This is a genomic window from Falsiroseomonas sp. (genome assembly GCF_051860665.1).
GTDB lineage: Bacteria > Pseudomonadota > Alphaproteobacteria > Acetobacterales > Acetobacteraceae > Falsiroseomonas.
Map to the genome: position 1 here is coordinate 19,703 of NZ_JBHYDM010000002.1, position 20,468 is coordinate 40,170.

A 20,468-nucleotide genomic window follows, 5' to 3' on the forward strand; every position below is an offset into this window, starting at 1 on the left:
GATCCATCCATCCATGCGCGCCGGATACAATCCCGCCGCCTCCTGGCCGGGTAGAGGGCGCCCCTGATCGAAGCTGGAGCCCGCAGATGACCCAAACCCCGACCACCCCGGTGGAGGCCCGCGTCCTGGCCCAGGACGCCGCCGAATGGTTCTCCGCCATCCCCGGCGAGCGCGTCGCCATCCGGCTGCATGCCGCGCAGGTGCAGGGGCGCTTTTCCATGATGGAGAGCCTCTCCGAGCCCGGCTGCGCCACCCCCCTGCACCGGCATGCGGAGGAGGAGACCTTCTATGTGCTGGAGGGGCGCCCGACCTTTCGCCTCGGCGACAAGGTCTTCGCGACCGGTCCCGGCGACCTGGTGCTGATCCCGGCCGGCACCCCGCATGCCTGGATCAATGCCGGTAACGGACCCTGCCGCATGCTCGCCACCTTCGCGCCGGGCGGGGTCGAGACCCTGTTCACCCGCCTGGGCGGCCTGCCGCCGGAGGAGATGGCGGCGCTGGCGGCCGGTTATGGCACCATCGTCCTCGGTCCGCCGATGACAGCTATGGCCGAGGCGACGTGAGGGGCATGGCCATGTCGAAGACCAGTTTCCAGCGGCTGGACTGGGTGCTGCGCGGGCTGATGGTGGTGCTCTTCACCATCGCCGGCGCCATGAAGCTGACGGCGCATCCCTTCGAACTGCACGGCTTTGCCCATTTCGGCTATCCGCTGTGGTTCATGTATGCCATCGGCATCATCGAATTCGCCGGCGGCTTCGCGCTGCTGCACCGCAGGCTGCTGCTGCCCGCGGCCGCGCTGCTGGGCCTGGTGCTGGTGGGGGCGGTGGCCAGCCATCTGCGCGTGGGTGACCCGCTGCCCATGGCGCTGCCGGCGCTGGTCTCGCTGGCCATCCTGGCGGGGCTGGCGGCGCTGCACCGGCGGGGCCGGCCGGCCTGATCCAGGCTGGGTTCCGGCGCGATCCGTGCTAGGCCCGCGCCATGGAGACCAAAGCCCCCACCCCGCGCGCCGTCCTCGTCGGAATCCAGACGCCGGAGGTGGACGACATCGCCCATGCCGCCAGCCTCGAGGAGCTGGGTCGGCTGGTGAAGACCCTGGGCTATGAGGTGGTGGGCGAGGTCACCCAGCGGCGGGAGGGTACGGGCGCCGGCTCGCTGCTCGGCAGCGGCAAGCTGGCGGAGCTGGCGGCGCTGACCGGCGGCACGGGCGAGATCGGCACCATGGCGCCGAAGCCCACCGCCAAGGCGCGCCAGCGTTTCGAGACCGCGCCGGAGGCGCCAGCCGGCAAGCCGGCGGAGGAGGAGGCCCCGGCCCCGAGGCCGGAATTCGTCATCGTCGACCACGAGCTCTCGCCCAGCCAGATCCGCAACCTGGAGCGTGCGACGGGCGCCCAGGTGCTGGACCGCACCGGTGTCATCGTCGAGATCTTCCATCGCCACGCCAATACGCGGGAGGCGAAGCTGCAGGTGGAGATGGCGCGGCTGAAATATGTCGCACCGCGCCTGCGCGAATCCTCCGGCGGCGGTGGGCGGCAGCAGGGGCCGGGCGCCGGCGAGACGACGCTCGACCTCGACCGCCGCAAGATCCGCGATCGCATCTCGGAGCTGAAGGACCAGCTGGAGGCGGTGCAGCGGGACGCCGACAATCGCCGCTCCGCCCGGCGCGACCAGCTGCGCGTGGCGCTGGTGGGCTATACCAATGCCGGCAAATCCTCGCTGATGCGGGCGCTGACCGGCAGCCAGGTGCTGGTGGAGGACAAGCTGTTTGCCACGCTGGATACCACCGTGCGCATCCTGCAGCCGGAGACCCGGCCGCGCATCCTGGTCTCCGATACCGTCGGCTTCATCAAGCAGCTGCCGCACGACCTCGTCGCCTCCTTCCGCTCGACGCTGGCGGAGGCGCTGGAGGCCTCGCTGCTGCTCTTCGTGGTGGATGCCTCCGACCCGACCTATGAGGCGCAGCTGGAGGTCAGCCGCAGCGTGCTGCGGGAGATCGGCGCGGATGTGGTGCCGTCGCGCCTGGTGCTGAACAAGATGGACCGCGTGGATGCGGAAGCGCGCGCCGCACTGGCGGCGAAGCACCCCGATGCCATCATGCTATCGGCCCATGCGCCCGCCGATGTCGCCGCGCTGCGCCAGACGCTGATCGATTTTTTCGAGGCGCAGATGGAGGAGGAGGAGCTCATCCTGCCCTATGCGAAGCAGGGGCTGATCGGCGAGGTCTACGAGAGCGCCCGCGTTCTCTCGGAGGATTACGACGAGACAGGCCGCGTGCTGCGCATCCGCGGCCTGCCGGGTGCGATTGCGAGGCTGCGACGCAGCCTCGCTTAAGCACTACCGCTTCGTCACGCCCCAGAAGACGGGCACCGTCGTCGGCCGCAGCCCCTCGATATTGCTGCGATGCGCGGCCAGCGTGCGGAACTGCCCGGCATTGATATAGGGCAGCACCTGGTAGGCGCGGGCATGGACGCGGTGCAGGATTTCCTGCCGCTTCGCCGCGTCATTCTCCTCCCACCAGGACCGGCGCAGCGCCTCCAGCTCCGCATCGCAGGGCCAGCCGGTGAGGCCGCCCTCGCAGGGGCTGGCCAGATACAGGTTGGTCAGCGGGTTCTGGCCGTCCAGCACATTCGCCACCGTGACGAACATGTTCCAGCCGCCCTGGTCCACCGGCTCGCGCCGGTTGCGCCGTTGGGTGACGGTGGCCCAGTCCATGCTGGGGACGTCCATGTTCAGCCCGCCGCGCTGGAAGGCGGCGGCCATGGTCAGGGTGGCCGCGTTGTTGATCGGGCTGTCGGCGGCGTTCATGAAGACGACGCGCTGGTTGGTATACCCGGCCTGCCGCAGCAGGGCACGGGCGCGGTCCAGATTCTCCGCGCGCAGGCCCTCGGCGCCGGCATCGGATTGCAGCGGCGTGTTGCAGAAGAAGTAGGCGGGGCAATAGGGCACCTGTTCGGAGGGCCGCACACCCACCGCATTCAGCACATCCTGCTGGTTGATCAGGTGCAGCAGCGCCTGGCGCGCCTCCAGCTTGTCGAAGGGCGGCTGCGTGTGGTTCAGGCGCAGCCAGACCATGAAGCCCACGGGGTTCAGCGCGAAGGTCCGGATAGCGCGGTTGCGCTCCAGCACCGGGATCAGGTCCGGGGAGGGCTGTTCGATGAAGTCGATCTCGCCCGCCTGCAGCGCGGCGGCGGCCGTCGCCGGGTCCGGCATCGCGACCCATTCCAGGCGCTCGATGTTCACCACCTTGCCGCCGGCCAGGCCATCCGCCGGTTCCGGCCGCGGCCGATAGGCCGGGTTGCGGAGATAGACGGCGCGATTGCCGGCCTGCCATTCGCGCGGCTGGAAGATGAAGGGGCCGCTGCCGGTGGCGTCCGTGATGGCGGTGGTGGCCGGCGTGGCCGCGATGCGTTCCGGCATCACGAACAGCGCGCTCGCCGTGGGGCGGGCGAGGGCCTCCGTCACCAGCGCGAAGGGGCGCGAGAGGCGAATGGTGAAGGTCTTGTCGTCCACCACCTCCATCGCCGCTGTGGCGGCCGCCAGCGCACGACCGACGATATCCCGCTGCGACCAGCGGCGGATGGAGGCCACGGCATCCGCGGCGCGCACCGGTGTGCCATCATGGAAGGCCAGCCCGTCCCGCAGCGTGAAGCGATGCTCCAGACCATCCGCGCTCGCCACATGGTCCTGCACCATCTGCGGCCGCGCGACGCCCTGGCTGTCCAGCGCGAAAAGCTGATCGTAGACCATGAAGCCGTGGTTGCGGACGAAGGCGGCGGTGGAATTCACCGGGTCCAGGCTCGCAAGGTCGTTGATCAGCACCACGCGCAGCGTGGACTGCGCGGCGGCCATGCCGGAGCTGAGGGCCAGGGCGGCCGCCGCCGCCAAACCGAGCCAAGGTCTGCGCATCTTGTGTCATCCTGCCTAGGGAAGAAGCGGATCATCTCCGCGGACCGGCCGTTGTGCAATGTTGTTGCGCCATCACCGGGTTGACGGGCGCAGATCGCCGCATGACAGTCCGGTCATACGACGACGCGCGAACGGGGTTGGCCGCTTGATGAGCCAGGATGTGATTTTGACCGGCGGACGCGTGTTTCGCGGCCTTTCAGGCGGCTTTGCCGAGGCGCTCGCGGTGCGGAACGGTCTTGTGCTCGCGGTGGGGCCGGAGGCCGAGGTGAGAGCCGCCGCGCCGCAGGCGCGGGAGGTCGCCTTGGAGGGGCGCGTGGCGATCCCGGCCTTCAACGAGGCGCATATGCACCTCCTGCCCTATGGCCTGGCGCTGGCGGGTGTGAATCTGCGCGCCGAGGAAGTGCGCAGCCTGGATGAGGTGCTGGCGCGAATCGGCAAGGCGGCGAAGGAAGCGCCGAAGGGCGCCTGGGTGCTCGGCCGCGGCTATGATCATGCGGAGCTGGATATCGGCCGGCATCCGACGGCGGCGGAGCTGGATCGCGTCTCGCCCGACAATCCCGTCTTCATCGTGCGTACCTGCGGCCATATGGGCGTGGCGAATACCGCCGCGATGCGCGCCGCCGGTGTCGGCCACAATACGCCGGACCCGGAGGGCGGCGTGGTGGAGCGCAAGGGCGGCGCGCTGACCGGCCTGTTCCAGGAACGCGCCATGCGGCTGATCCGCGACGTGGTGCCGGAGCCGGATGAGGCGACGCTGGTGGATGCGATCGAGCGCGCGGGCCGCCACCTGGCCTCGCTCGGCTTCGCCTCCGCCACCGACATGAACGTGGGCATGACGGCCGGCATGGCGGAGGTCGCGGCCTTCCGCAGCGCCGTCGCGCAGGGGCGCTCCCTGATGCGCATGTGGAACGTGCTCGCCGGCAATCCGGAAGGCATCGCGCTGAAGGCCTGGGAGGCCGGGCTGCGGCCGATGCAGGGCGACGACATGCTGCGCTGGGGCGCGGTGAAGGTTTTTGCCGATGGCTCGGCCGGTGGCCTGACGGCCGCCTTTTTCGATCCCTACCTTGAGTCGGCAGGTGGCGGCACGGGCGTCTTCACCTTCCCGGACGACAAGATCCACGCATTGCTGAAACTGTTTCACGAGCAGGGCTGGCAGCTGGATATCCATGCCATCGGCGATGCGGCGATCGAGCAGGTGCTGGTCGGCATGGAGATGGCAGATAGCGAAGCGCATCCCTTCCTCGGCCGGCGCCATCGCATCGAGCATTGCGGCTTCCTGACGCCGCATCAGCGCAAGCGCATGCTGGCACGCGGCATCCTGCCGGTGCCGCAGCCGGCCTTCATGTATGAATTCGGCGACCTCTATATCCGCAACCTCGGCCGCGCGCGCAGCGAGGAAGCCTATCCGATGCGGACCTGGCTGGAGGAGGGGCACCATCCGGCTGCGTCCAGCGACTGCCCCGTCTCCTCCGTCGATCCCTTCGCCAATCTCTTCACCATGCTGACGCGCAAGACCAATCGCGGCACGGTGCTGGGCCCGGACCAGACGCTGACGGCGGAACAGGCGGTGCATTGCCAGACCTGGTGCGGCGCCTATACGCAATTCGCCGAGGATCGCCGCGGCACGCTGGAGCCGGCGATGCAGGCCGATATCGCCGTGCTCTCGCGCGACATTTTTGACTGTGACCCGGAGCTGATCCTGAAGGATACGCGGGCCGACCTGACTCTGCGCGGTGGCGAGGTGATCTTCGACCGGCACGGGGCGCTCGCCCCATGCTGAGGCATGCCGTGCAGCGCCTGCTGCTGGCGGTGCCGGTGATGTTCGGCGTGCTGCTGGTGGGCTTTCTTCTCATGCAGGTGGTGCCGACCGATCCGGCCGTGGTGCGCGCCGGACCGAATGCGAGCGCCGAGGTCATCGCGCAGATCCGCACCGATCTGGGCCTGGATGAGCCGCTTTATGTGCAATTCGCGCTCTATGTCTGGCGCCTGGCGCAGGGCGATCTGGGCGTCTCCATCATCAACAACGTGCCCGTCGCCGGTGAGCTTGCTTCCACCATCGGCCCGACGCTGGAGCTGATGGTGGCGAGCCTGGTCTGGTCCATCCCGCTCGGCATCGCCATGGGCACGGTGGGTGCCTATTGGCGCGGTTCGCTGATCGATCGCGTGGTGATGGCCTTCAGCGTCGCCGGCGTTTCCGTGCCGGTCTTTTTCCTCGGCCTGGTGCTGATCTGGTTCGTCGGCTTCCAATGGCAGTGGCTGCCCTTCACGGGGCGGGAGGGGCCGCTCTGGACCTGGCAGGGGCTGCGCGCGGTGATCCTGCCGGCGGTGACGCTGGGCGGTGTCTTCGTCGGCCCCGTGGCGCGCATGACGCGCACGGCGGTGCTGGATGTGCTGGGCGCGGATCATGTGCGCACGGCACGCGCGAAGGGGCTGACGGAACGGCTGGTGGTCACGCGGCATGCGCTGCGCAATGCCATGGTCCCGGTCGTCACGCTGATCGGCCTGCAGATCGGCTTTCTTCTGGGCGGCGCGGTGGTGACGGAGACCGTCTTCTCCTGGCCCGGCGTGGGGCGGCTGGCGGTGGGCGCCATCCTCTCCTCCGACTTCCCGATGGCGCAGGGCACCATCATCGTCCTGTCCATGGGCTTCATCCTGGTGAATCTGACGGTGGATCTTCTCTATGGCGTGCTCGATCCGCGGGTGAGGGCCGGATGAGCGCGAGCGTGACAGAAGTGGTCCCGCCGGCACGCCCCGGCACGCTGAAGATTTTGGTGCGGGAACCTGCGGCCGCCGTCTCGCTGGCGGTCGTCGTGCTGGTGGTCCTGGCGGCGCTGCTGGCGCCCTGGATCGCCCCCTACGATCCCTTCGAGACCGACCTGATGGCGGTGATGCAGCCGCCGGACGAGAAATACCTGCTGGGCACGGACGGGCAGGGACGGGACATGCTGTCGCGCATGCTGTTCGGCCTGCGCGTCACGCTGGCCATGGGCGCGCTCAGCCTCGGCATCGGCGGCGTCATCGGCGTGGCGATGGGTTTCGCGGCCGCCTATTACCGGCGCATCGACGGGCTGCTGATGCGGCTGGCCGATATCATGCTGTCCTTCCCGGCCATCCTCTTCGGCCTGGCGATCGCCGCCATCTTCGGCCCGGGCGTGACGGCGGTGGTCATCGCGCTGGCGGTCGCCACCATCCCGCTGATGGCGCGCATCGCGCGCTCCACCGCGCTGGTGGTGCTGGGGCTGGATTACATAGAGGCGGCACGCGCCCAGGGCATGGGCGATGCGCGGCTGATCTGGCGGCACCTGATGCCGAACTGCGCCAGCCCGATCCTGGTCTTCGCCACGCTGCGCTTCGGCCAGGTGATCCTGCTGGGCTCGGCGCTGTCCTTCCTCGGCCTCGGCGCACAGCCGCCGGTGGCGGAGCTGGGCGCGATGGCGGCGCAGGGGCGCACCTTCCTGTTCTTCGCGCCACATATTTCCGTCATCCCGGCCGTCGGCATCTTCGTCGTCGTGCTGGCCTTCAACGTGCTGGGGGATGCGCTGCGCGACGCGCTCGACCCCCGGCTGCGCATCTAGTCAGGCAGGGAGAAGAACATGCGATTCCTCAAGGGTGCGATGGTCGCGGCGCTTGCCGCGATGACGGCCTTGCCCACCATGGCCCAGACGCCGCGCAACACCGTGGTGTTCCTGCGCGAGATCGATGCGGACCGCTACGACCTGCACCGCTCCACCGCGCGCAGCGCGGGTGAGGTGGTGGGCATGATGACCGATACGCTGGTCACCATGGATTTCGACGGCCAGACCATCCGCCCCGGCCTGGCGGAGCGTTGGACCGTCTCGCCGGACGGCAAGCTCTATACCTTCCACCTGCGCCGCGGCGTCACCTTCTGCGACGGCAAGGAATTCACCGCGCAAGATGTGGTCTATTCCATCAACCGCTGGATCTCGCCTGAGACGCGCAGCCCCGTGGCCTGGCGCGCCGGGCCGGTGAAGGAGATCCGTGCGGTCGATGCCTATACGATCGAATATGAGCTGAATGCGCCCTTCTCTGAACTGCTGTCGCAGCTGACGCTGTTCTTCGCCGGCATCATCGACAAGGCGACGGTGGATCGCCTCGGTGCGAATTTCGGTAGCCAGGGCTTCAACGGCACCGGCCCCTATTGCTGGCAGTCCTGGACCCCGCGGAACGAGCTGGTGCTGACGCGCCACCCGAACTACCGCTGGGGCCCGCCCATGTACCAGAACCAGGGCCCGGCGCATGTCGAGCGCATCGTCTGGCGCGTGGTGCCGGAACCCTCCGCGCGCCTCGCCGCCATCCAGACCGGCGCCGCGGATGTCACGCAGTATGTCCCGACGGTCGCGATCGACAGCCTGCGCCGCGTGCCCACCGTGACGCTGCTGACCCAGCCGAACTATTTCTGGGACTACTATCTGGGCTTCAAGGTCGACAAGCCCGTGATGAATGACCGCGCCGTGCGCCGCGCCATCCACCAGGCGGTGGATCGCAATGCACTGGTGCGAGCCGTCTGGTTCGGTCATGCGCAGCCGGCGCTGAACATCGTCAATCCGAATACGCTGGACTATGACGCGCAGTCGGATGCGATGGTGCCGCGCTTCGATCCCGCCGCCGCGCAGCGCACGCTGGAAGAAGCCGGCTGGGTGATGGGTCCCGACGGTGTCCGCGTGAAGGACGGCCAGCGCGCCACCTTCCTGACCTACGGCATCAATACGCTGGAGAACCAGCGGCAGAGCGAGATCATCCAGCAGGCGCTGCGCCGCGTCGGCATCGAGATGCGCATCCAGCTTTTCGATGCGACCGTCGCCTGGGGCCGCATGGCGACGCAGGAATTCGATGCGCTGTTCCTGTCCTATCCGTATTTCTCCGCGGGCGATGCGCTCAGCCTCTACTGGCACAGCCGGGCGCGGCCGACGCCCAACCGGATGAACTGGAACAACCCGCAGACCGATGCCTGGCTGGATGAGGCGCGCAGCGCGACCGATCCCGCCGTGCGCCGCACCGCGCTCGCCAATATCCAGCGACAGCTGGCCGAAGAAGCGCCCTGGCTGACCACGGCGCGCGAGAATCTCTATGTGGCGGTCTCCAACCGCGTCACCGGGCTCCGCGCGCATGGCCTCTACGGCGCCGGCATCTACAAGGCGCTCGACATGCGCACGACGCGCTGACGCGATGGGCGCCGAATTCCTGCTGACCTCGCTGATCGTGGTCGCCTCGCCCGGCACGGGCGTGGTGATCACGCTGGCGGCGGCGCTGTCGCAGGGGCGCAGGGCCGCCATCGTCGCGGCGCTGGGCTGCACGCTCGGCATCCTGCCGCATATGCTGGCGGCCATCACCGGTCTGGCGGCGCTGCTGCATGCCAGCGCCCTGGCCTTCGAGGCCCTGCGCTGGGCCGGCATCGCCTATCTGCTCTGGATGGCCTGGTCCAGCCTGCGCGCGGATGGGCCGCTTGCCATCCGTACCGATGCCGCGCCACGACGCGACCGGGACGTGATCCTGGCCGCCATGGCGGCGAACCTGCTGAATCCGAAGCTGTCGATCTTCTTCGTGGCCTTCCTGCCGCAATTCGTCGCGCGACAGGATCCGCAGCCGGTGGCCACCATGCTGATGCTCTCGGGCGTCTTCATGGCGATGACCTTCTCGGTCTTCGTCCTCTATGGCTGCTGCGCCGCGGCGGCGCGGCGGCATATCCTGTCGCGGCCTTCGGTGCTGGCCTGGATGCGCCGCGGCTTTGCCGCCGCCTTCGTGGCACTCGGCGGCCGCCTGGCGTTGAGCGAGAGATAACAGGGGGAAACACGATGGCTACCGTCATCCGCAATGCCGACCTGGTGGTTGCCTGGGACGCATCGACCAAGCAGCACATCTACCTGCCCGATGCCGATGTCGCCTTCACCGGCGGCACGCTGGCCTTCGTCGGCCGCGGCTATGACGGGCCGGTGGAGGAGGAGATCAGCGGCTCCGGCCTCATGGTCATGCCGGGTCTGGTGAATATCCATTCCCACCCCTCCAGCGAGCCGATGAACAAGGGGCTGATCGACGAGATCGGCTCGCCCGGCCTCTACAACTCCTCACTCTATGAATTCATGCCGATCTTCCGCGCCGACGCGGAAGCGGTGCCGAGCTGCGTGCGCGTTGCCCTTTCCGAACTGCTGCTCTCCGGCGTCACCACGGTGGCCGATCTGTCCATGGCGCATCCGGGCTGGATGGACCTGCTGGCGGAATCGGGCATGCGCGTCTGCATCGCGCCCATGTTCAAGTCGGCCAAGTGGTTCACCAGGAATGGCCATGTCGTCGAATACGAATGGGACGAGGCCGCCGGCGAGAAGGCGATGGCGGAGGCCCTGTCGCTGATCGAGCGTGCGGAGCAGCACGAAAGCGGCCGCCTGTTTGGCATGGTGGTGCCGGCGCAGATCGATACCTGCACCGACACCCTGCTGAAGGAGAGTTTTGCGGAAGCGGGCAAGCGCGGCCTATCCTGGCAGATCCATGCGGCGCAGTCGGTGGTCGAGTTCCACGAGATCACCCGCCGGCACGGCAAGACGCCGATCGGCTGGCTGGATTCCATGGGCCTGCTGAGCGACCGCAGCATCATCGGCCATGGCATCTTCCTCGATGACCATCCCTCGACGAAGTGGTGGACGGATAGCGACATGGGGCGGCTGGCGGAAACCGGCACGACCGTCGCGCATTGCCCCACCGTCTTCGCCCGCCGCGGCATCACCTTGAAGCACTTCGGCCGCTACAAGCGGGCCGGCGTCAACATGGGCCTCGGCACGGATACCTATCCGCACAACATGCTCGATGAGATGCGGCTGGTCGCCTATCTCGCCCGCACCCAGGCGAATGATCCGCGCAGCATGACGACGACCGAGCTCTTCGACGCCGCGACCATCGGCGGTGCCAAGGCGCTGGGCCGCGAGGATATCGGGCGCCTCGCCGCCGGCGCGCGCGCCGACTTCGTGCTGGTCGACGTGACGCATCCGATGATGCGCCCGGGCCGCGATCCCGTGCGCAGCCTGGTCTATGCGGCGGGCGATCGCGCGGTGCGCGATGTCTATGTCGATGGCAACAAGGTGGTGTCGGACGGCAAGGTCACGACCATGGACTACCACGGTGCCGCCGCGCATCTGCACGAGGCCCAGAAGCGCATCATCGAGAAGGCGCCCTCGCAGGACTGGGCGCATCGCCCCGTCGAAGTCTCCTCGCCCCCCACATTCCGGTGGTCATGACCCCTCTTCTCGAGATCCAGGGGCTGCGGACCGTGTTCCGCAGCGCCAATGGCGATATTCCCGCGGTGGATGGTGTCGACCTGGCGGTGCCGCGCGGCAAGACGCTCGGCATCGTCGGTGAATCCGGCTGCGGCAAGTCCATGCTCTCCCTGTCCGTCATGCGTCTGGTGCCGCGGCCGGGGCGCATCGCCGCCGGCCGCGTGCTGCTGGAGGGGAAGAACCTGCTCGACCTGCCGGAGGCCGGCATGCGCGCCGTGCGCGGCGGCCAGGTGGCGATGATCTTCCAGGAGCCGATGACCAGCCTGAACCCGGTGCATCCCATCGGCCTGCAGATCGTGGAGGCGATGCGCGCGCACGACACCAAGGCGAGCAACCCGGAACTGCGGGCGCGCGCCATCGCCGCGCTGGACCGCGTGCGCATCCCGGCCGCCGCGCGCCGCTTCGACGAATTCCCGCACCAGCTTTCGGGCGGCATGCGTCAGCGCGTGATGATCGCCATGGCGCTGGCCTGCCGGCCGAAGCTGCTGATCGCGGATGAACCGACCACCGCGCTGGATGTCACGGTGCAGGCGCAGATCCTCGACCTGCTGAAGGACCTGCAGGCGGAAACCGGCATGTCCATCGTGCTGATCACGCACGATCTCGGCGTGATCGCGGAGATGGCCGATGAGGTCGCCGTGATGTATGCCGGCCGCATCGCCGAACGCGGCACCGCCGCCGAACTCTTCGCCAGCCCGCAACACCCCTATACCCTCGGCCTGCTGGGTTCGGTGCCGCGCCTGGACGAAACGCGCGACGAATTGCTGGCCATCGAAGGCGCGGTCCCGCCGCCCTTCGCGCTGCCGAAGGGCTGCCGCTTCGAACCGCGCTGCCCCTTTGCCATCGCCGCCTGCCGCAGCGCGCCGCCGCCCTTGCTGGAAGTGGCGCCCGGCCATTTGGCCGCCTGCATCCGCGCGCCGGTCGAGAACAGCCTGGACCTCGTGGCATGACGACGCTTCTGGAGGTCGAGAACCTCGCCAAGCACTACCCGGTGAAGAAGGGCATCGTGCTGGCGAAGCAGGTCGGCACGGTGCGCGCCGTGGATGGCGTCTCCTTCCGCATCGAGCGCGGCGAGACGCTGGCCATCGTGGGCGAATCCGGCTGCGGCAAGTCCACCACCGCCCGGCTGGTGCTGCGCCTCATCGAGCCCACCGCCGGCACCGTGCGCTTCGATGGGCAGGAGGTTTCGGGGGCCGCGCTGCGCACGTTGCGGCGCCGCGTGCAGGTGGTCTTCCAGGACCCCTATGCCAGCCTCAATCCGCGCCTGCGCGTGGCGGATACCATCGCGGAGCCGATGGAGGTGCATGGCATCGGCACGCCGGAATCCCGCGCCGCCCGCGTGAAGGAATTGTTGGGCCTGGTCGGCCTCGCGCCCTTCCACGCGCAGCGCTACCCGCATGAGTTCAGCGGCGGCCAGCGCCAGCGCATCGGCATCGCCCGTGCGCTCGCCGTGCAGCCGGAGCTCATCATCTGCGACGAGCCGGTTTCCGCGCTGGATGTCTCGATCCAGGCGCAGGTGGTGAACCTGATGAAGGACCTTCAGCGGCGCTTCGGCCTCTCCTACCTGTTCATCGCGCATGACCTGGCCGTGGTGCACCACATGGCCGACCGCGTGGCGGTGATGTATCTCGGCCAGATCGTCGAGACGGCGCCGAAGCGCGCCATCTTCGACGCGCCGGCGCATCCCTATACGCGCGCGCTGCTCTCCGCGATTCCGCATCCCGATCCGCGCCGCCGCGGCCTGGTGAAGCCCATTGGCGGCGACGTGCCGAGCCCGATGAACCCGCCTGCCGGCTGCCGTTTCCACACCCGCTGCCCGCATGCACAGGACCGCTGCAAGGCGGAGGCGCCGGCGCTGCGCGACCTCGCCCCCGGCCATCAGGTGGCCTGCCATTTCGCGGAGGTGCTGCCGCCGCATGCCGGCGTGGTGGAGAACGGCATGTCGCCCGTCGCGGCGCAGCGGCTCGCCCTCTATGCTGCCGCCAAGGCGCGCAAGGCGGCCCAGAGGGCCTGACGCAGGGCGCCGTCCTGTCCTACCCTTCGCCTTCAAGACGAGGGGAGGGCGCAATGATCATGTCACTGGTGGCACCGCGGCTGATGGCGATGGGCGGCGGTGCCGTGGCCAGGCTGGGGGATGTTCTGGGCCAGCTCGGCCTGTCCCGGCCCCTGGTGGTCACCGACCCCTTCATGGTCTCTTCCGGCCTGCTGGAACGGGCGCTCGCGCCACTGCGCGCGGCGGGGATGGCGCCCGCGGTCTTCTCGGAGACGGTGCCGGACCCCACGGATACCGTCATCGCCGCCGGCGTCGCCGTGCTCGCGGCCGGGGACTACGACTGCCTCATCGGCTTCGGCGGCGGCAGCCCGATGGATACGGCCAAGGCCATGGCGATCCTCGCCGCCGCCCCGCCGGGCGCCAAGATGCGGGACTTCAAGGTGCCGGCCGCCGCCAACCGCGGTGCCGTGCCCATCATCTGCGTCCCCACCACCGCCGGGACGGGCAGCGAGGCGACGCGCTTCACCGTCATCACCGATACCGAGACCGACGAGAAAATGCTCATCGCCGGCCTCGGCGCGCTGCCGCTGGCGGCCGTTGTGGATTACGAGCTCACCTTCGGCCTGCCCGCGCGCATCACAGCCGATACCGGCATCGACAGCCTGACCCATGCGCTGGAGGCCTTCGTCTCCGCGAAGGCGAACCCCGTCTCGGACGATTACGCCCGCAGCGCCATGCGGCTGATCGCACCCAATCTCCGCCGCGTCTGGGCCGATCCCCGCGACGCCGCGGCGCGGGAGGCGATGATGCGCGGCGCGACGCTCGCCGGCCTCGCCTTCAGCAATGCCAGCGTGGCCCTGGTGCATGGCATGAGCCGGCCGATCGGCGCGCATTTCCACGTCCCCCACGGCCTGTCCAACGCCATGCTGCTGCCCGCCGTCACCGCCTTCGGGCTGGAGGCGGCGCGGCCGCGCTATGCCGAGGCCGCGCGCGTGATGGGCCTGGCCAGCGAGGCCGAGGGCGACCAGGCCGCAGCAGCGCGCCTGGTGGAGGAGCTGCGCGCCCTGAACCGCGACCTCGACGTGCCGAGCCCCGCGAAGTGGGGAATCGAGGCGGAAAGGTGGGAGGGGCTGCTGCCGCTGATGGCGCAGCAGGCGCTGGCTTCCGGCAGCCCCGGCAACAATCCCCGCGTGCCCGATGCGGCGGAGATCATTGCCCTCTACCAGGCCAGCTACGCCGCCTGACCCTGCCGCTCCGGCATGGCTGCCGCCGACCATGCGGCGATCCAGGCCGGCAGCGCGGCCGGCGGCAGCGGGCGGCCGACGCCAAAGCCCTGGGCCAGGTCGCAGCCGGCGGCGGCGACCGCGCGCCAGACATGGGTATCCGTCACCCCCTCCGCGATCACCACCATGCCGCGCCGGCGGGCATGGCGGACGATGCGCTCCACCTCCGCCCGGGCGCGGCGTTCCTGCGGCATGGCGACGACCAGCTGGCGATCCAGCTTCACCCCGGCGAAGGGCAGGTCGAGCAGGAAGCCCCGCCCGTCATCCAGCGCCAGGTCGTCCAGCAGCACGCCGAAGCCCGCCCGGTCCAGCCGATACAGGGCACGGCGCAGCAGGGCGCGGTCGCGCACCTGGGTGCTTTCGGTCAGTTCCAGCAGCAGGTCCGCAGGGGCCAGGCCGGCCTCCGCCGCCAGCCGCAGCAGCCGCGCTGGCAGGTCCGGCCGCACCAGCTCGGCCAGGGGGATATTGAAGGACAGGCGGATGCGTCGCCCGGCACGATTCGCCGCCAGCTCACGCATGGCGCGTCGCGCCACGGCCAGGGTCAGCAGGCCGGCCAGGCCGGCGCGCTCGGCCAGCGGCACGAAGGCATTGGCGCCCAGCGCCGCCCCCGGCCTTTCCCAGCGGGCCAGCGCCTCCACCATCACCAGGCGGCGGTCGGCCAGGCGGACCATGGGCTGGAAGCGGACCGTGATCTCGCCGCGCGCCAGGCCGGTGGCCAGCGCCGCGGCATCGCCGGGCGGCGTTCCGCGCGCCTGGCCATCCGCCAGCGCCGCCGCCAGCTGCGCAGGCTCCGCCGGCACTTCGCGCAGCCCGGCAGGTGGCGCCAGGCCAGGACGGCTGACGATGACCACGCCGGTGCCGTTGAAGGGATCCCGCGCCGCGCTCAGCAGGGCGCTGCTGCCGGCGCCGCTCTCCACCACCAGGTGGCGCGGCGCATCGCCCGGACCGACCATGTGGCTGAGGGCTTCGGCCGCCGTGGTGACCAGAACGGGCGGGGGGCCGGCCATGCGCTGCGCGGCGTCGCGGGTTGCGGCGATGACGAGAGGGTCGCTGGCCACCAGCAGGACGATGCCGGGCTCCGACACGGCGCGCCGCGGGCGCCTCAGCATGGTGCGAACTTCCTCCAGCCCTGTGCCGCGGACCGACACCGCGCATACCGGCCGTCGCTTATCACGAGTCTGTGATAAGAAGGCAAGGTCCGTCGCGGCCGCATCCGGTTCGATCTGGCGTCAGGCTTTTCAGTCACGCCCGGAGGATGCCCGAAGTTGGAGCCTGCATCGGGTTCATCCGGAACACAGTCACGTGTGAGGACGGGGCGTCAGGCGCGACGCGGCAGCCAGGGTTCCTCGGCCCAACGCCGCCGCAGCTCCGCATCGGCGCGGGCCAGCAGGCGGCCCCAGGGCTCCGGCCCCAGGAAGCGCGGGGTCTGGCCGCGATTGGCGCATTGCTCGGCGAAGTCGGGGTCGGCGGCGACGCCTTCCAGGCCGCGCAGCAGCGCCTCCCGGAACGCCTCGGGCGCCTCGGGGTTGAGCGCGAAGCCGCGCTGGGCGGAAGCGACGAGGTCCACCGCCTGTTCCTTCAGCGTCGCCAGATCCGGCAGCAGCGGGCTGCGGCGGGCGGCGGCGATGCCGATGCCGTGCAGCTTTCCCTCCCGCAGGAAGCCGATCGCATCCGGCAGCGGCAGCATGGCCGCCGCCACATGGCCCGCCATCGCCGCCTGCCTGGCGGCGGCGGCGGAGGGAAAGGCGAAGCGCGGCAGATCGAGCCGGCCATCGAGGCGGGAGGCGGCGAAATGCGCCGCGCTGCCCGGGGCCGGCGTGCCCAGCGTGCCGCGGTCGCCCAGCTCCCGCAGCGCCGCCACATCGGCCGGCCCGCCATGGGCGCCGACCAGCACCATGCTTTCCTCCACCACCGCGGCCAGGGGCGCGATGCGCGTGCCGGGGAAGGGCTCGCCATTCTCCACGGCGCGCGCCAGCAGCAGGGGGGTGGTGACCACGCCGATGACCCGTCGCGACGCGTCGGACTCCGCCAGGACGCTGACGGAATCGAGGCCGGAGCGCCCCGGATGGTTGCGCACCGCCAGGGTCAGCCGCGGCAGGGCGCGTTCCAGGAAGGGGGCGACGCCGCGGGCCCAGAGATCCACCGCCGAGCCGGGGGGCGCGCCCACCAGAAGCTCAGCCGGATTTCGGCGGGTCGCCTGCGCCAGGCTGGGCAGGGCCAGGCCGGGCAGGGACAGCGCGGCGCCCAGCCCGAGCAGGCCGCGCCGCCGAAGGGGCGGCACCGCCGCCGCGCCGGGCCGCGGGCCGGTCACGTCGCCTGGGCCTGCGGGGCGGCGGCGACATCCTTCGGCCGCAGCGACTTGGCGCCGGTATAGAGCACCAGCGGCGCCGTGATGAAGATGGAGGAGGAGGTGGACAGGACGATGCCGAAGAGCATGGTCCAGGCGAAGCCGGCCAGCGCGTCGCCGCCGAAGAGCGCCAGCGGCAGGGCCGAGAGGAAGAGCGTCATCGAGGTGCCGATGGAGCGGTTCAGCGTCTCGTTGATCGAGAGGTCGACCACGTCGCGCAGTGGCATCTGCTTGAACTTGCGCAGATTCTCCCGCATCCGGTCGAACACCACGACCTTGTCGTTCACCGAGAAGCCGACGATGGTCAGGATCGCCGCGATGGTCTGCAGATTGAACTCGATCTGCGTGACGGCCAGGAAGCCCACCGTCTTGGTGGTGTCCAGGATCAGCGTGATGATGGCGGCGAGGCCGAACTGCCATTCGAAGCGGAACCAGATATAGACCAGCATCGCCAGCAGGCTGATGGCGAGCGCGATCATGCCGCCGCGGAACAGCTCGCCCGAGACACGCTCGCCCACCGCCTCCACCCGAAGCACGCGGGTGCCGGGGCTGGCTTCCTCCAGCGCGCCACGCACGGCATTCACCGCGCGCTGGGTGCCGGCCTCGTCGCCCTGCACGGGCAGGCGGATCAGCACGGTATCCGGCGCGCCGAATTGCTGCAGGCCGACATCGCCGAGATTGAGGCCGGAGGCGGCGGCGCGCAGGCGCGCCAGATCGGCCTCGCCCTGGGTGCGGACCTCCATGACGATGCCGCCGCGGAAATCGATGCCGCGCTCCAGCCCCGGGTAGAAGGCCAGGATGACGGAGGCGATGGAGAGGAAGGCGGAGAGCATCAGCCCCGGGACCGCTCCCTTCATGAAGGGGATGCGCGTATCGTCCGGGACGATGCGGAACAACGGGCGGGAGAGCAGGCGAAACATTCTTCTTCGATCCTCAGACCGGCAGCGTCTGGGGGCGGCGCCGGCGATACCAGCTTGCCACCATCAGCCGCACCACCACGGTCGCGGTCCACATCTGCACCACCGTGCCGACCGCCACCGTGACGGCAAAACCCTTGATCGGCCCGCTGCCGAAACCGTAGAGGCAGGCCATGGCGATCAGATTGGTCAGGTTGCTGTCCATGATGGTGCCGGAGGCCTTGGTGAAGCCCAGCTCCAGCGCCGAGATCGGTGTTCGCCCGTTGCGTACCTCCTCCCGCACCCTTTCATTGATCAGGATATTGGCGTCGAGCGCCGTGCCCAGGGTCAGCACGATGCCGGCGATGCCGGGAAGGGTGAGGGTGGCGCCCATGACCGACAATACGCCGACCATGATGACCAGATTGGCCAATAGCGCGATATTCGCGAGCCAGCCCAGGAAGCCATAGGCCAGGCCCATATAGAGGAAGACGAAGCTGGCCCCGACCGCGAGGGAGATGATGCCGGCGCGGATCGCATCCGCCCCCAGCTCCGGCCCCACGGTCCGTTCCTCCACCACCGTCAGCGGCGCAGGCAGGGCGCCAGCGCGCAGCAGCACGGCCAGGTCATTGGCGCCGCGCACGTCGAAATTGCCGGAGATCTGGCCGCGGCCGCCGGTGATCGGCTCCCGGATATTCGGCGCGGTGATCACCCGCTCATCCAGCACGATGGCGAAGGGGCGGCCCACATTCTGGCGGGTGACCTCGGCGAAGCGCCGCGTGCCGATGGAATCGAAGGTGAAGTTCACCACCCACTGGCCGTTCTGGTCCTGGCCGGCGCGGGCATCCGTCAGATTGGCGCCATCCACCTCGACGCGCCGGCGAACCGCGTAGCGTTCCTGGAACCGGTCGCCGGCCAGGAACATGGTGCCCGGCGGCGGCGTCGGCGCCTGAAGATTGGCGCTCTCGTCCAGCAGATGGAAGGTCATGCGGGCGGTGCGGCCCAGCAGGTCCTTGATGCGGGCGGGGTCTTCGACACCGGGCAATTGCACCAGGATGCGGTTGGCGCCCTGGCGGGCGATCAGCGCCTCCGCGACGCCGGTCTCGTCCACGCGGCGGCGGACGATCTCCAGCGACTGCTCCACCGCATTGCCGGCCTTGGCGCGCAGCGCGACCTCGGTCAGCGTCGCGGAGACCAGCCCGTCCGGGGAGGTGGTGACCTCGATATCCGGCTGCTGCGCCCCGGCGCCGGCCGGCACCACGATCGCGGCCTCCCGCAGGATGCGGGCCATGTCGGCGGCGCGGGCGGGGTCGGAGACGCGGACGGAGACGCGGCGCTCGGCCGGCGTCGCGTTCAGCCCGGTATAGAGGATGCGCGGATTGGCCGCGGCGGCGCCGCGGCGCGCGGTATCCACCAGCGCCTCCAGCCTTTCGCGCACCATGGCGGAGGTATCGACCTCCAGCAGCAGGTAGCTGCCGCCGCGCAGGTCGAGGCCCAGGCTGATCTGGCGTGCCCAATCCGGCAGCGCGCTGCGCGGAAACAGGTTGGGCAGGGAGACCAGGATGCCGAGGAGGCAGACGCCGATGATGGCGAACACCTTCCAGCGGGCGAAATACATCATGGAAGCAGCCAGACCCCGGATGTGAAGGAGCGGCCCTATTACCCCATGCGGGGGGCGATGCCACCGGGCCGGAAGATGCGGCGCGGCCCCCCCTGATGCAAGCCCGCGCGGGACGCAGTATCACCGCCAGGCTTGAAAGAAGGGTTTTTCTCGATGTCGCTCCGCGTCGCGGTGCTCGGTGCCGGGCATTTTGGCCGTTTCCACGCGCTGAAGGCCAGCCGGCCAGGGCCCGCGAATCCCCTGCGGCTGGTCGCGCTGCACGATGCCGATCCCGCCCGCGCCGCCGCCGTCGCCGCCGAATGCGGCGTGCCGGCCCTGCCGGCGGCGGAGGCGATTGCGGCGGCGGAGGCCGTGATCGTCGCCGCCCCCACCCGCTTCCATGCCGCGCTCGGCCGCCAGGTGTTGGAGGCGAGGCGGCATCTCTTCATGGAAAAGCCGATCGCCGCCACGCTGGCGGAGGCCGAATCCCTCGCCGCCCTGGCCGCCGCGCGCGGCCGGGTGCTGCAGGTCGGCCATATCGAGCGCTTCTCCGCCGCCTTCCAGGCCGTGGTCGCGGCGCAGGAGGGTGGCCGCGCGGTGCATTGGGAGGCGGTGCGCGTGGCCCCCTTCCGGCCGCGCTCCCTGGACGTCTCGGTCGTGCTGGACCTGATGATCCATGACATCGACCTGGTGCTGAAGCTGGCCGGCGGGCCGCCCGAGACGGTGGAGGCGGTGGGAGCGCGGGTGATGTCGGACCACGCCGATTTCGCGGTCGCCCGCCTCGGCTTCCGCGGCGGCAGGGCGGCGACCATCACCGCCTCCCGCGTGTCCCTGGCCATGGAGCGCCGGCTGCGGGTGCTGGGCGGGGAGGGGGAGATGACGGTCGATTTCCTGAACCGCTCACTCGCCCAGCTGCGCCGCGGCGGGGCGGAGGCGGTGGCGACCATGCCCGGCTATGGCATCGACCGCGCCGGCTGGACGGACCATGACAGCCTGGAAGCCGAGCAGGCCGGCTTTGCCGCCGCCTGCGCCGGCGCTGCGCCCGAGGTCGGCGCCGCCGAGGGCATCGCCGCGCTGCGCGTCGCCCTGGCGGTGGAAGCCGCAATCGGCTGACTCTCCTTCCCCCCTTCTGAGGGGGGAGGGTCGGGGTGGGCGGGCTGGCG

General features: G+C 70.1%; 18 protein-coding genes. 13 read left to right on the plus strand and 5 right to left on the minus strand.

The genetic code is table 11. The features are described from left to right. The first annotated feature begins 86 nt into the window (after nucleotides 1-86). From ACTIF1_RS01885 to hflX, 3 genes are read left to right on the plus strand one after another with little or no spacing between them, the layout of a single operon-like run. A complete protein-coding gene (locus tag ACTIF1_RS01885; protein ID WP_439594678.1) occupies nucleotides 87-563 on the plus strand; it encodes a cupin domain-containing protein in 477 nt (158 codons plus the stop codon). 11 nt (nucleotides 564-574) lie between these two features. Further along, nucleotides 575-937: a DoxX family protein gene (locus tag ACTIF1_RS01890; protein ID WP_439594679.1), complete on the plus strand. Its 363-nt coding sequence runs from the start codon at nucleotides 575-577 to the stop codon at nucleotides 935-937. A gap of 41 nt (nucleotides 938-978) precedes the next feature. Continuing rightward, complete coding sequence (gene hflX, locus ACTIF1_RS01895) at nucleotides 979-2,328, plus strand: GTPase HflX (RefSeq protein ID WP_439594680.1); 1,350 nt, start codon at nucleotides 979-981, stop codon at nucleotides 2,326-2,328. Between the two features lie 3 nt (nucleotides 2,329-2,331). On the opposite strand, the gene ACTIF1_RS01900 is transcribed toward hflX, so the two are convergent. Next, nucleotides 2,332-3,903, minus strand: a complete 1,572-nt coding sequence (locus tag ACTIF1_RS01900) for an ABC transporter substrate-binding protein (protein ID WP_439594681.1) — start codon at nucleotides 3,901-3,903, stop codon at nucleotides 2,332-2,334. 160 nt (nucleotides 3,904-4,063) lie between these two features. Here ACTIF1_RS01900 and ACTIF1_RS01905 point away from each other — a divergent pair, with 160 nt between their 5' ends. Genes ACTIF1_RS01905 through ACTIF1_RS01945 form a run of 9 tightly spaced genes read left to right on the plus strand, consistent with a single transcriptional unit; the run spans nucleotide 4,064 to nucleotide 14,423 of the window. Continuing rightward, nucleotides 4,064-5,683 carry an amidohydrolase gene (locus tag ACTIF1_RS01905; RefSeq protein ID WP_439594974.1) on the plus strand — a complete coding sequence of 540 codons (1,620 nt, stop codon included), beginning with the start codon at nucleotides 4,064-4,066 and terminating at the stop codon, nucleotides 5,681-5,683. Continuing rightward, nucleotides 5,677-6,618 (plus strand): ABC transporter permease, encoded by a 942-nt coding sequence (locus ACTIF1_RS01910; RefSeq protein ID WP_439594682.1) that lies wholly within the window; start codon nucleotides 5,677-5,679, stop codon nucleotides 6,616-6,618. The genes ACTIF1_RS01905 and ACTIF1_RS01910 overlap by 7 nt, the downstream gene beginning before the upstream one ends. 8 nt (nucleotides 6,619-6,626) lie before the next feature. Continuing rightward, nucleotides 6,627-7,478 carry an ABC transporter permease gene (locus ACTIF1_RS01915; RefSeq protein WP_439594683.1) on the plus strand — a complete coding sequence of 284 codons (852 nt, stop codon included), beginning with the start codon at nucleotides 6,627-6,629 and terminating at the stop codon, nucleotides 7,476-7,478. 18 nt (nucleotides 7,479-7,496) lie between these two features. After that, a complete protein-coding gene (locus tag ACTIF1_RS01920; RefSeq protein WP_439594684.1) occupies nucleotides 7,497-9,086 on the plus strand; it encodes an ABC transporter substrate-binding protein in 1,590 nt (529 codons plus the stop codon). A gap of 4 nt (nucleotides 9,087-9,090) precedes the next feature. Beyond that, nucleotides 9,091-9,702 carry a LysE family translocator gene (locus ACTIF1_RS01925; RefSeq protein WP_439594685.1) on the plus strand — a complete coding sequence of 204 codons (612 nt, stop codon included), beginning with the start codon at nucleotides 9,091-9,093 and terminating at the stop codon, nucleotides 9,700-9,702. A gap of 14 nt (nucleotides 9,703-9,716) precedes the next feature. Further along, complete coding sequence (locus ACTIF1_RS01930) at nucleotides 9,717-11,147, plus strand: amidohydrolase family protein (protein WP_439594686.1); 1,431 nt, start codon at nucleotides 9,717-9,719, stop codon at nucleotides 11,145-11,147. Beyond that, the gene (locus tag ACTIF1_RS01935; protein ID WP_439594687.1) at nucleotides 11,144-12,136 is read left to right on the plus strand and encodes an ABC transporter ATP-binding protein; all 993 of its coding nucleotides are present in this window, start codon (nucleotides 11,144-11,146) and stop codon (nucleotides 12,134-12,136) included. The genes ACTIF1_RS01930 and ACTIF1_RS01935 overlap by 4 nt, the downstream gene beginning before the upstream one ends. Beyond that, the gene (locus ACTIF1_RS01940; RefSeq protein ID WP_439594688.1) at nucleotides 12,133-13,200 is read left to right on the plus strand and encodes an ABC transporter ATP-binding protein; all 1,068 of its coding nucleotides are present in this window, start codon (nucleotides 12,133-12,135) and stop codon (nucleotides 13,198-13,200) included. Before ACTIF1_RS01935 ends, ACTIF1_RS01940 begins: the two co-directional genes overlap by 4 nt. 53 nt (nucleotides 13,201-13,253) lie before the next feature. After that, nucleotides 13,254-14,423, plus strand: coding sequence for an iron-containing alcohol dehydrogenase (locus ACTIF1_RS01945; protein ID WP_439594689.1), 1,170 nt, complete (start codon nucleotides 13,254-13,256; stop codon nucleotides 14,421-14,423). On the opposite strand, the gene ACTIF1_RS01950 is transcribed toward ACTIF1_RS01945, so the two are convergent. The 4 genes from ACTIF1_RS01950 to secD form a co-directional block, all read right to left on the minus strand. Continuing rightward, nucleotides 14,411-15,571: an EAL domain-containing protein gene (locus ACTIF1_RS01950; RefSeq protein ID WP_439594690.1), complete on the minus strand. Its 1,161-nt coding sequence runs from the start codon at nucleotides 15,569-15,571 to the stop codon at nucleotides 14,411-14,413. The genes ACTIF1_RS01945 and ACTIF1_RS01950 overlap by 13 nt on opposite strands. A gap of 209 nt (nucleotides 15,572-15,780) precedes the next feature. Further along, complete coding sequence (locus ACTIF1_RS01955) at nucleotides 15,781-16,773, minus strand: tripartite tricarboxylate transporter substrate-binding protein (protein ID WP_439594691.1); 993 nt, start codon at nucleotides 16,771-16,773, stop codon at nucleotides 15,781-15,783. Further along, entirely contained in the window at nucleotides 16,770-17,720 is a 951-nt protein-coding gene (secF, locus tag ACTIF1_RS01960; protein WP_439594975.1) for a protein translocase subunit SecF, read from the minus strand. The genes ACTIF1_RS01955 and secF overlap by 4 nt, the downstream gene beginning before the upstream one ends. Nucleotides 17,721-17,742: 22 nt before the next feature. Further along, nucleotides 17,743-19,326: a protein translocase subunit SecD gene (secD, locus tag ACTIF1_RS01965; RefSeq protein ID WP_439594692.1), complete on the minus strand. Its 1,584-nt coding sequence runs from the start codon at nucleotides 19,324-19,326 to the stop codon at nucleotides 17,743-17,745. Nucleotides 19,327-19,479: 153 nt separating this feature from the next. Between secD and ACTIF1_RS01970 the strand changes: the two genes are divergently transcribed. Continuing rightward, nucleotides 19,480-20,418, plus strand: coding sequence for a Gfo/Idh/MocA family protein (locus ACTIF1_RS01970; protein ID WP_439594693.1), 939 nt, complete (start codon nucleotides 19,480-19,482; stop codon nucleotides 20,416-20,418). Nucleotides 20,419-20,468 lie beyond the last annotated feature (50 nt).

Excerpts from the sequence above, each read along its gene's own strand:
- ACTIF1_RS01885 (WP_439594678.1), top strand. The coding sequence starts at position 87 with ATGACCCAAACCCCGACCACCCCGGTGGAGGCCCGCGTCCTGGCCCAG.
- ACTIF1_RS01890 (WP_439594679.1), top strand. The coding sequence starts at position 575 with ATGTCGAAGACCAGTTTCCAGCGGCTGGACTGGGTGCTGCGCGGGCTG.
- hflX (WP_439594680.1), top strand. The coding sequence starts at position 979 with ATGGAGACCAAAGCCCCCACCCCGCGCGCCGTCCTCGTCGGAATCCAG.
- ACTIF1_RS01900 (WP_439594681.1), bottom strand. The coding sequence starts at position 3,903 with ATGCGCAGACCTTGGCTCGGTTTGGCGGCGGCGGCCGCCCTGGCCCTC.
- ACTIF1_RS01910 (WP_439594682.1), top strand. The coding sequence starts at position 5,677 with ATGCTGAGGCATGCCGTGCAGCGCCTGCTGCTGGCGGTGCCGGTGATG.
- ACTIF1_RS01920 (WP_439594684.1), top strand. The coding sequence starts at position 7,497 with ATGCGATTCCTCAAGGGTGCGATGGTCGCGGCGCTTGCCGCGATGACG.
- ACTIF1_RS01925 (WP_439594685.1), top strand. The coding sequence starts at position 9,091 with ATGGGCGCCGAATTCCTGCTGACCTCGCTGATCGTGGTCGCCTCGCCC.
- ACTIF1_RS01930 (WP_439594686.1), top strand. The coding sequence starts at position 9,717 with ATGGCTACCGTCATCCGCAATGCCGACCTGGTGGTTGCCTGGGACGCA.
- ACTIF1_RS01935 (WP_439594687.1), top strand. The coding sequence starts at position 11,144 with ATGACCCCTCTTCTCGAGATCCAGGGGCTGCGGACCGTGTTCCGCAGC.
- ACTIF1_RS01940 (WP_439594688.1), top strand. The coding sequence starts at position 12,133 with ATGACGACGCTTCTGGAGGTCGAGAACCTCGCCAAGCACTACCCGGTG.
- ACTIF1_RS01945 (WP_439594689.1), top strand. The coding sequence starts at position 13,254 with ATGATCATGTCACTGGTGGCACCGCGGCTGATGGCGATGGGCGGCGGT.
- ACTIF1_RS01950 (WP_439594690.1), bottom strand. The coding sequence starts at position 15,571 with ATGCTGAGGCGCCCGCGGCGCGCCGTGTCGGAGCCCGGCATCGTCCTG.
- secD (WP_439594692.1), bottom strand. The coding sequence starts at position 19,326 with ATGATGTATTTCGCCCGCTGGAAGGTGTTCGCCATCATCGGCGTCTGC.
- ACTIF1_RS01970 (WP_439594693.1), top strand. The coding sequence starts at position 19,480 with ATGTCGCTCCGCGTCGCGGTGCTCGGTGCCGGGCATTTTGGCCGTTTC.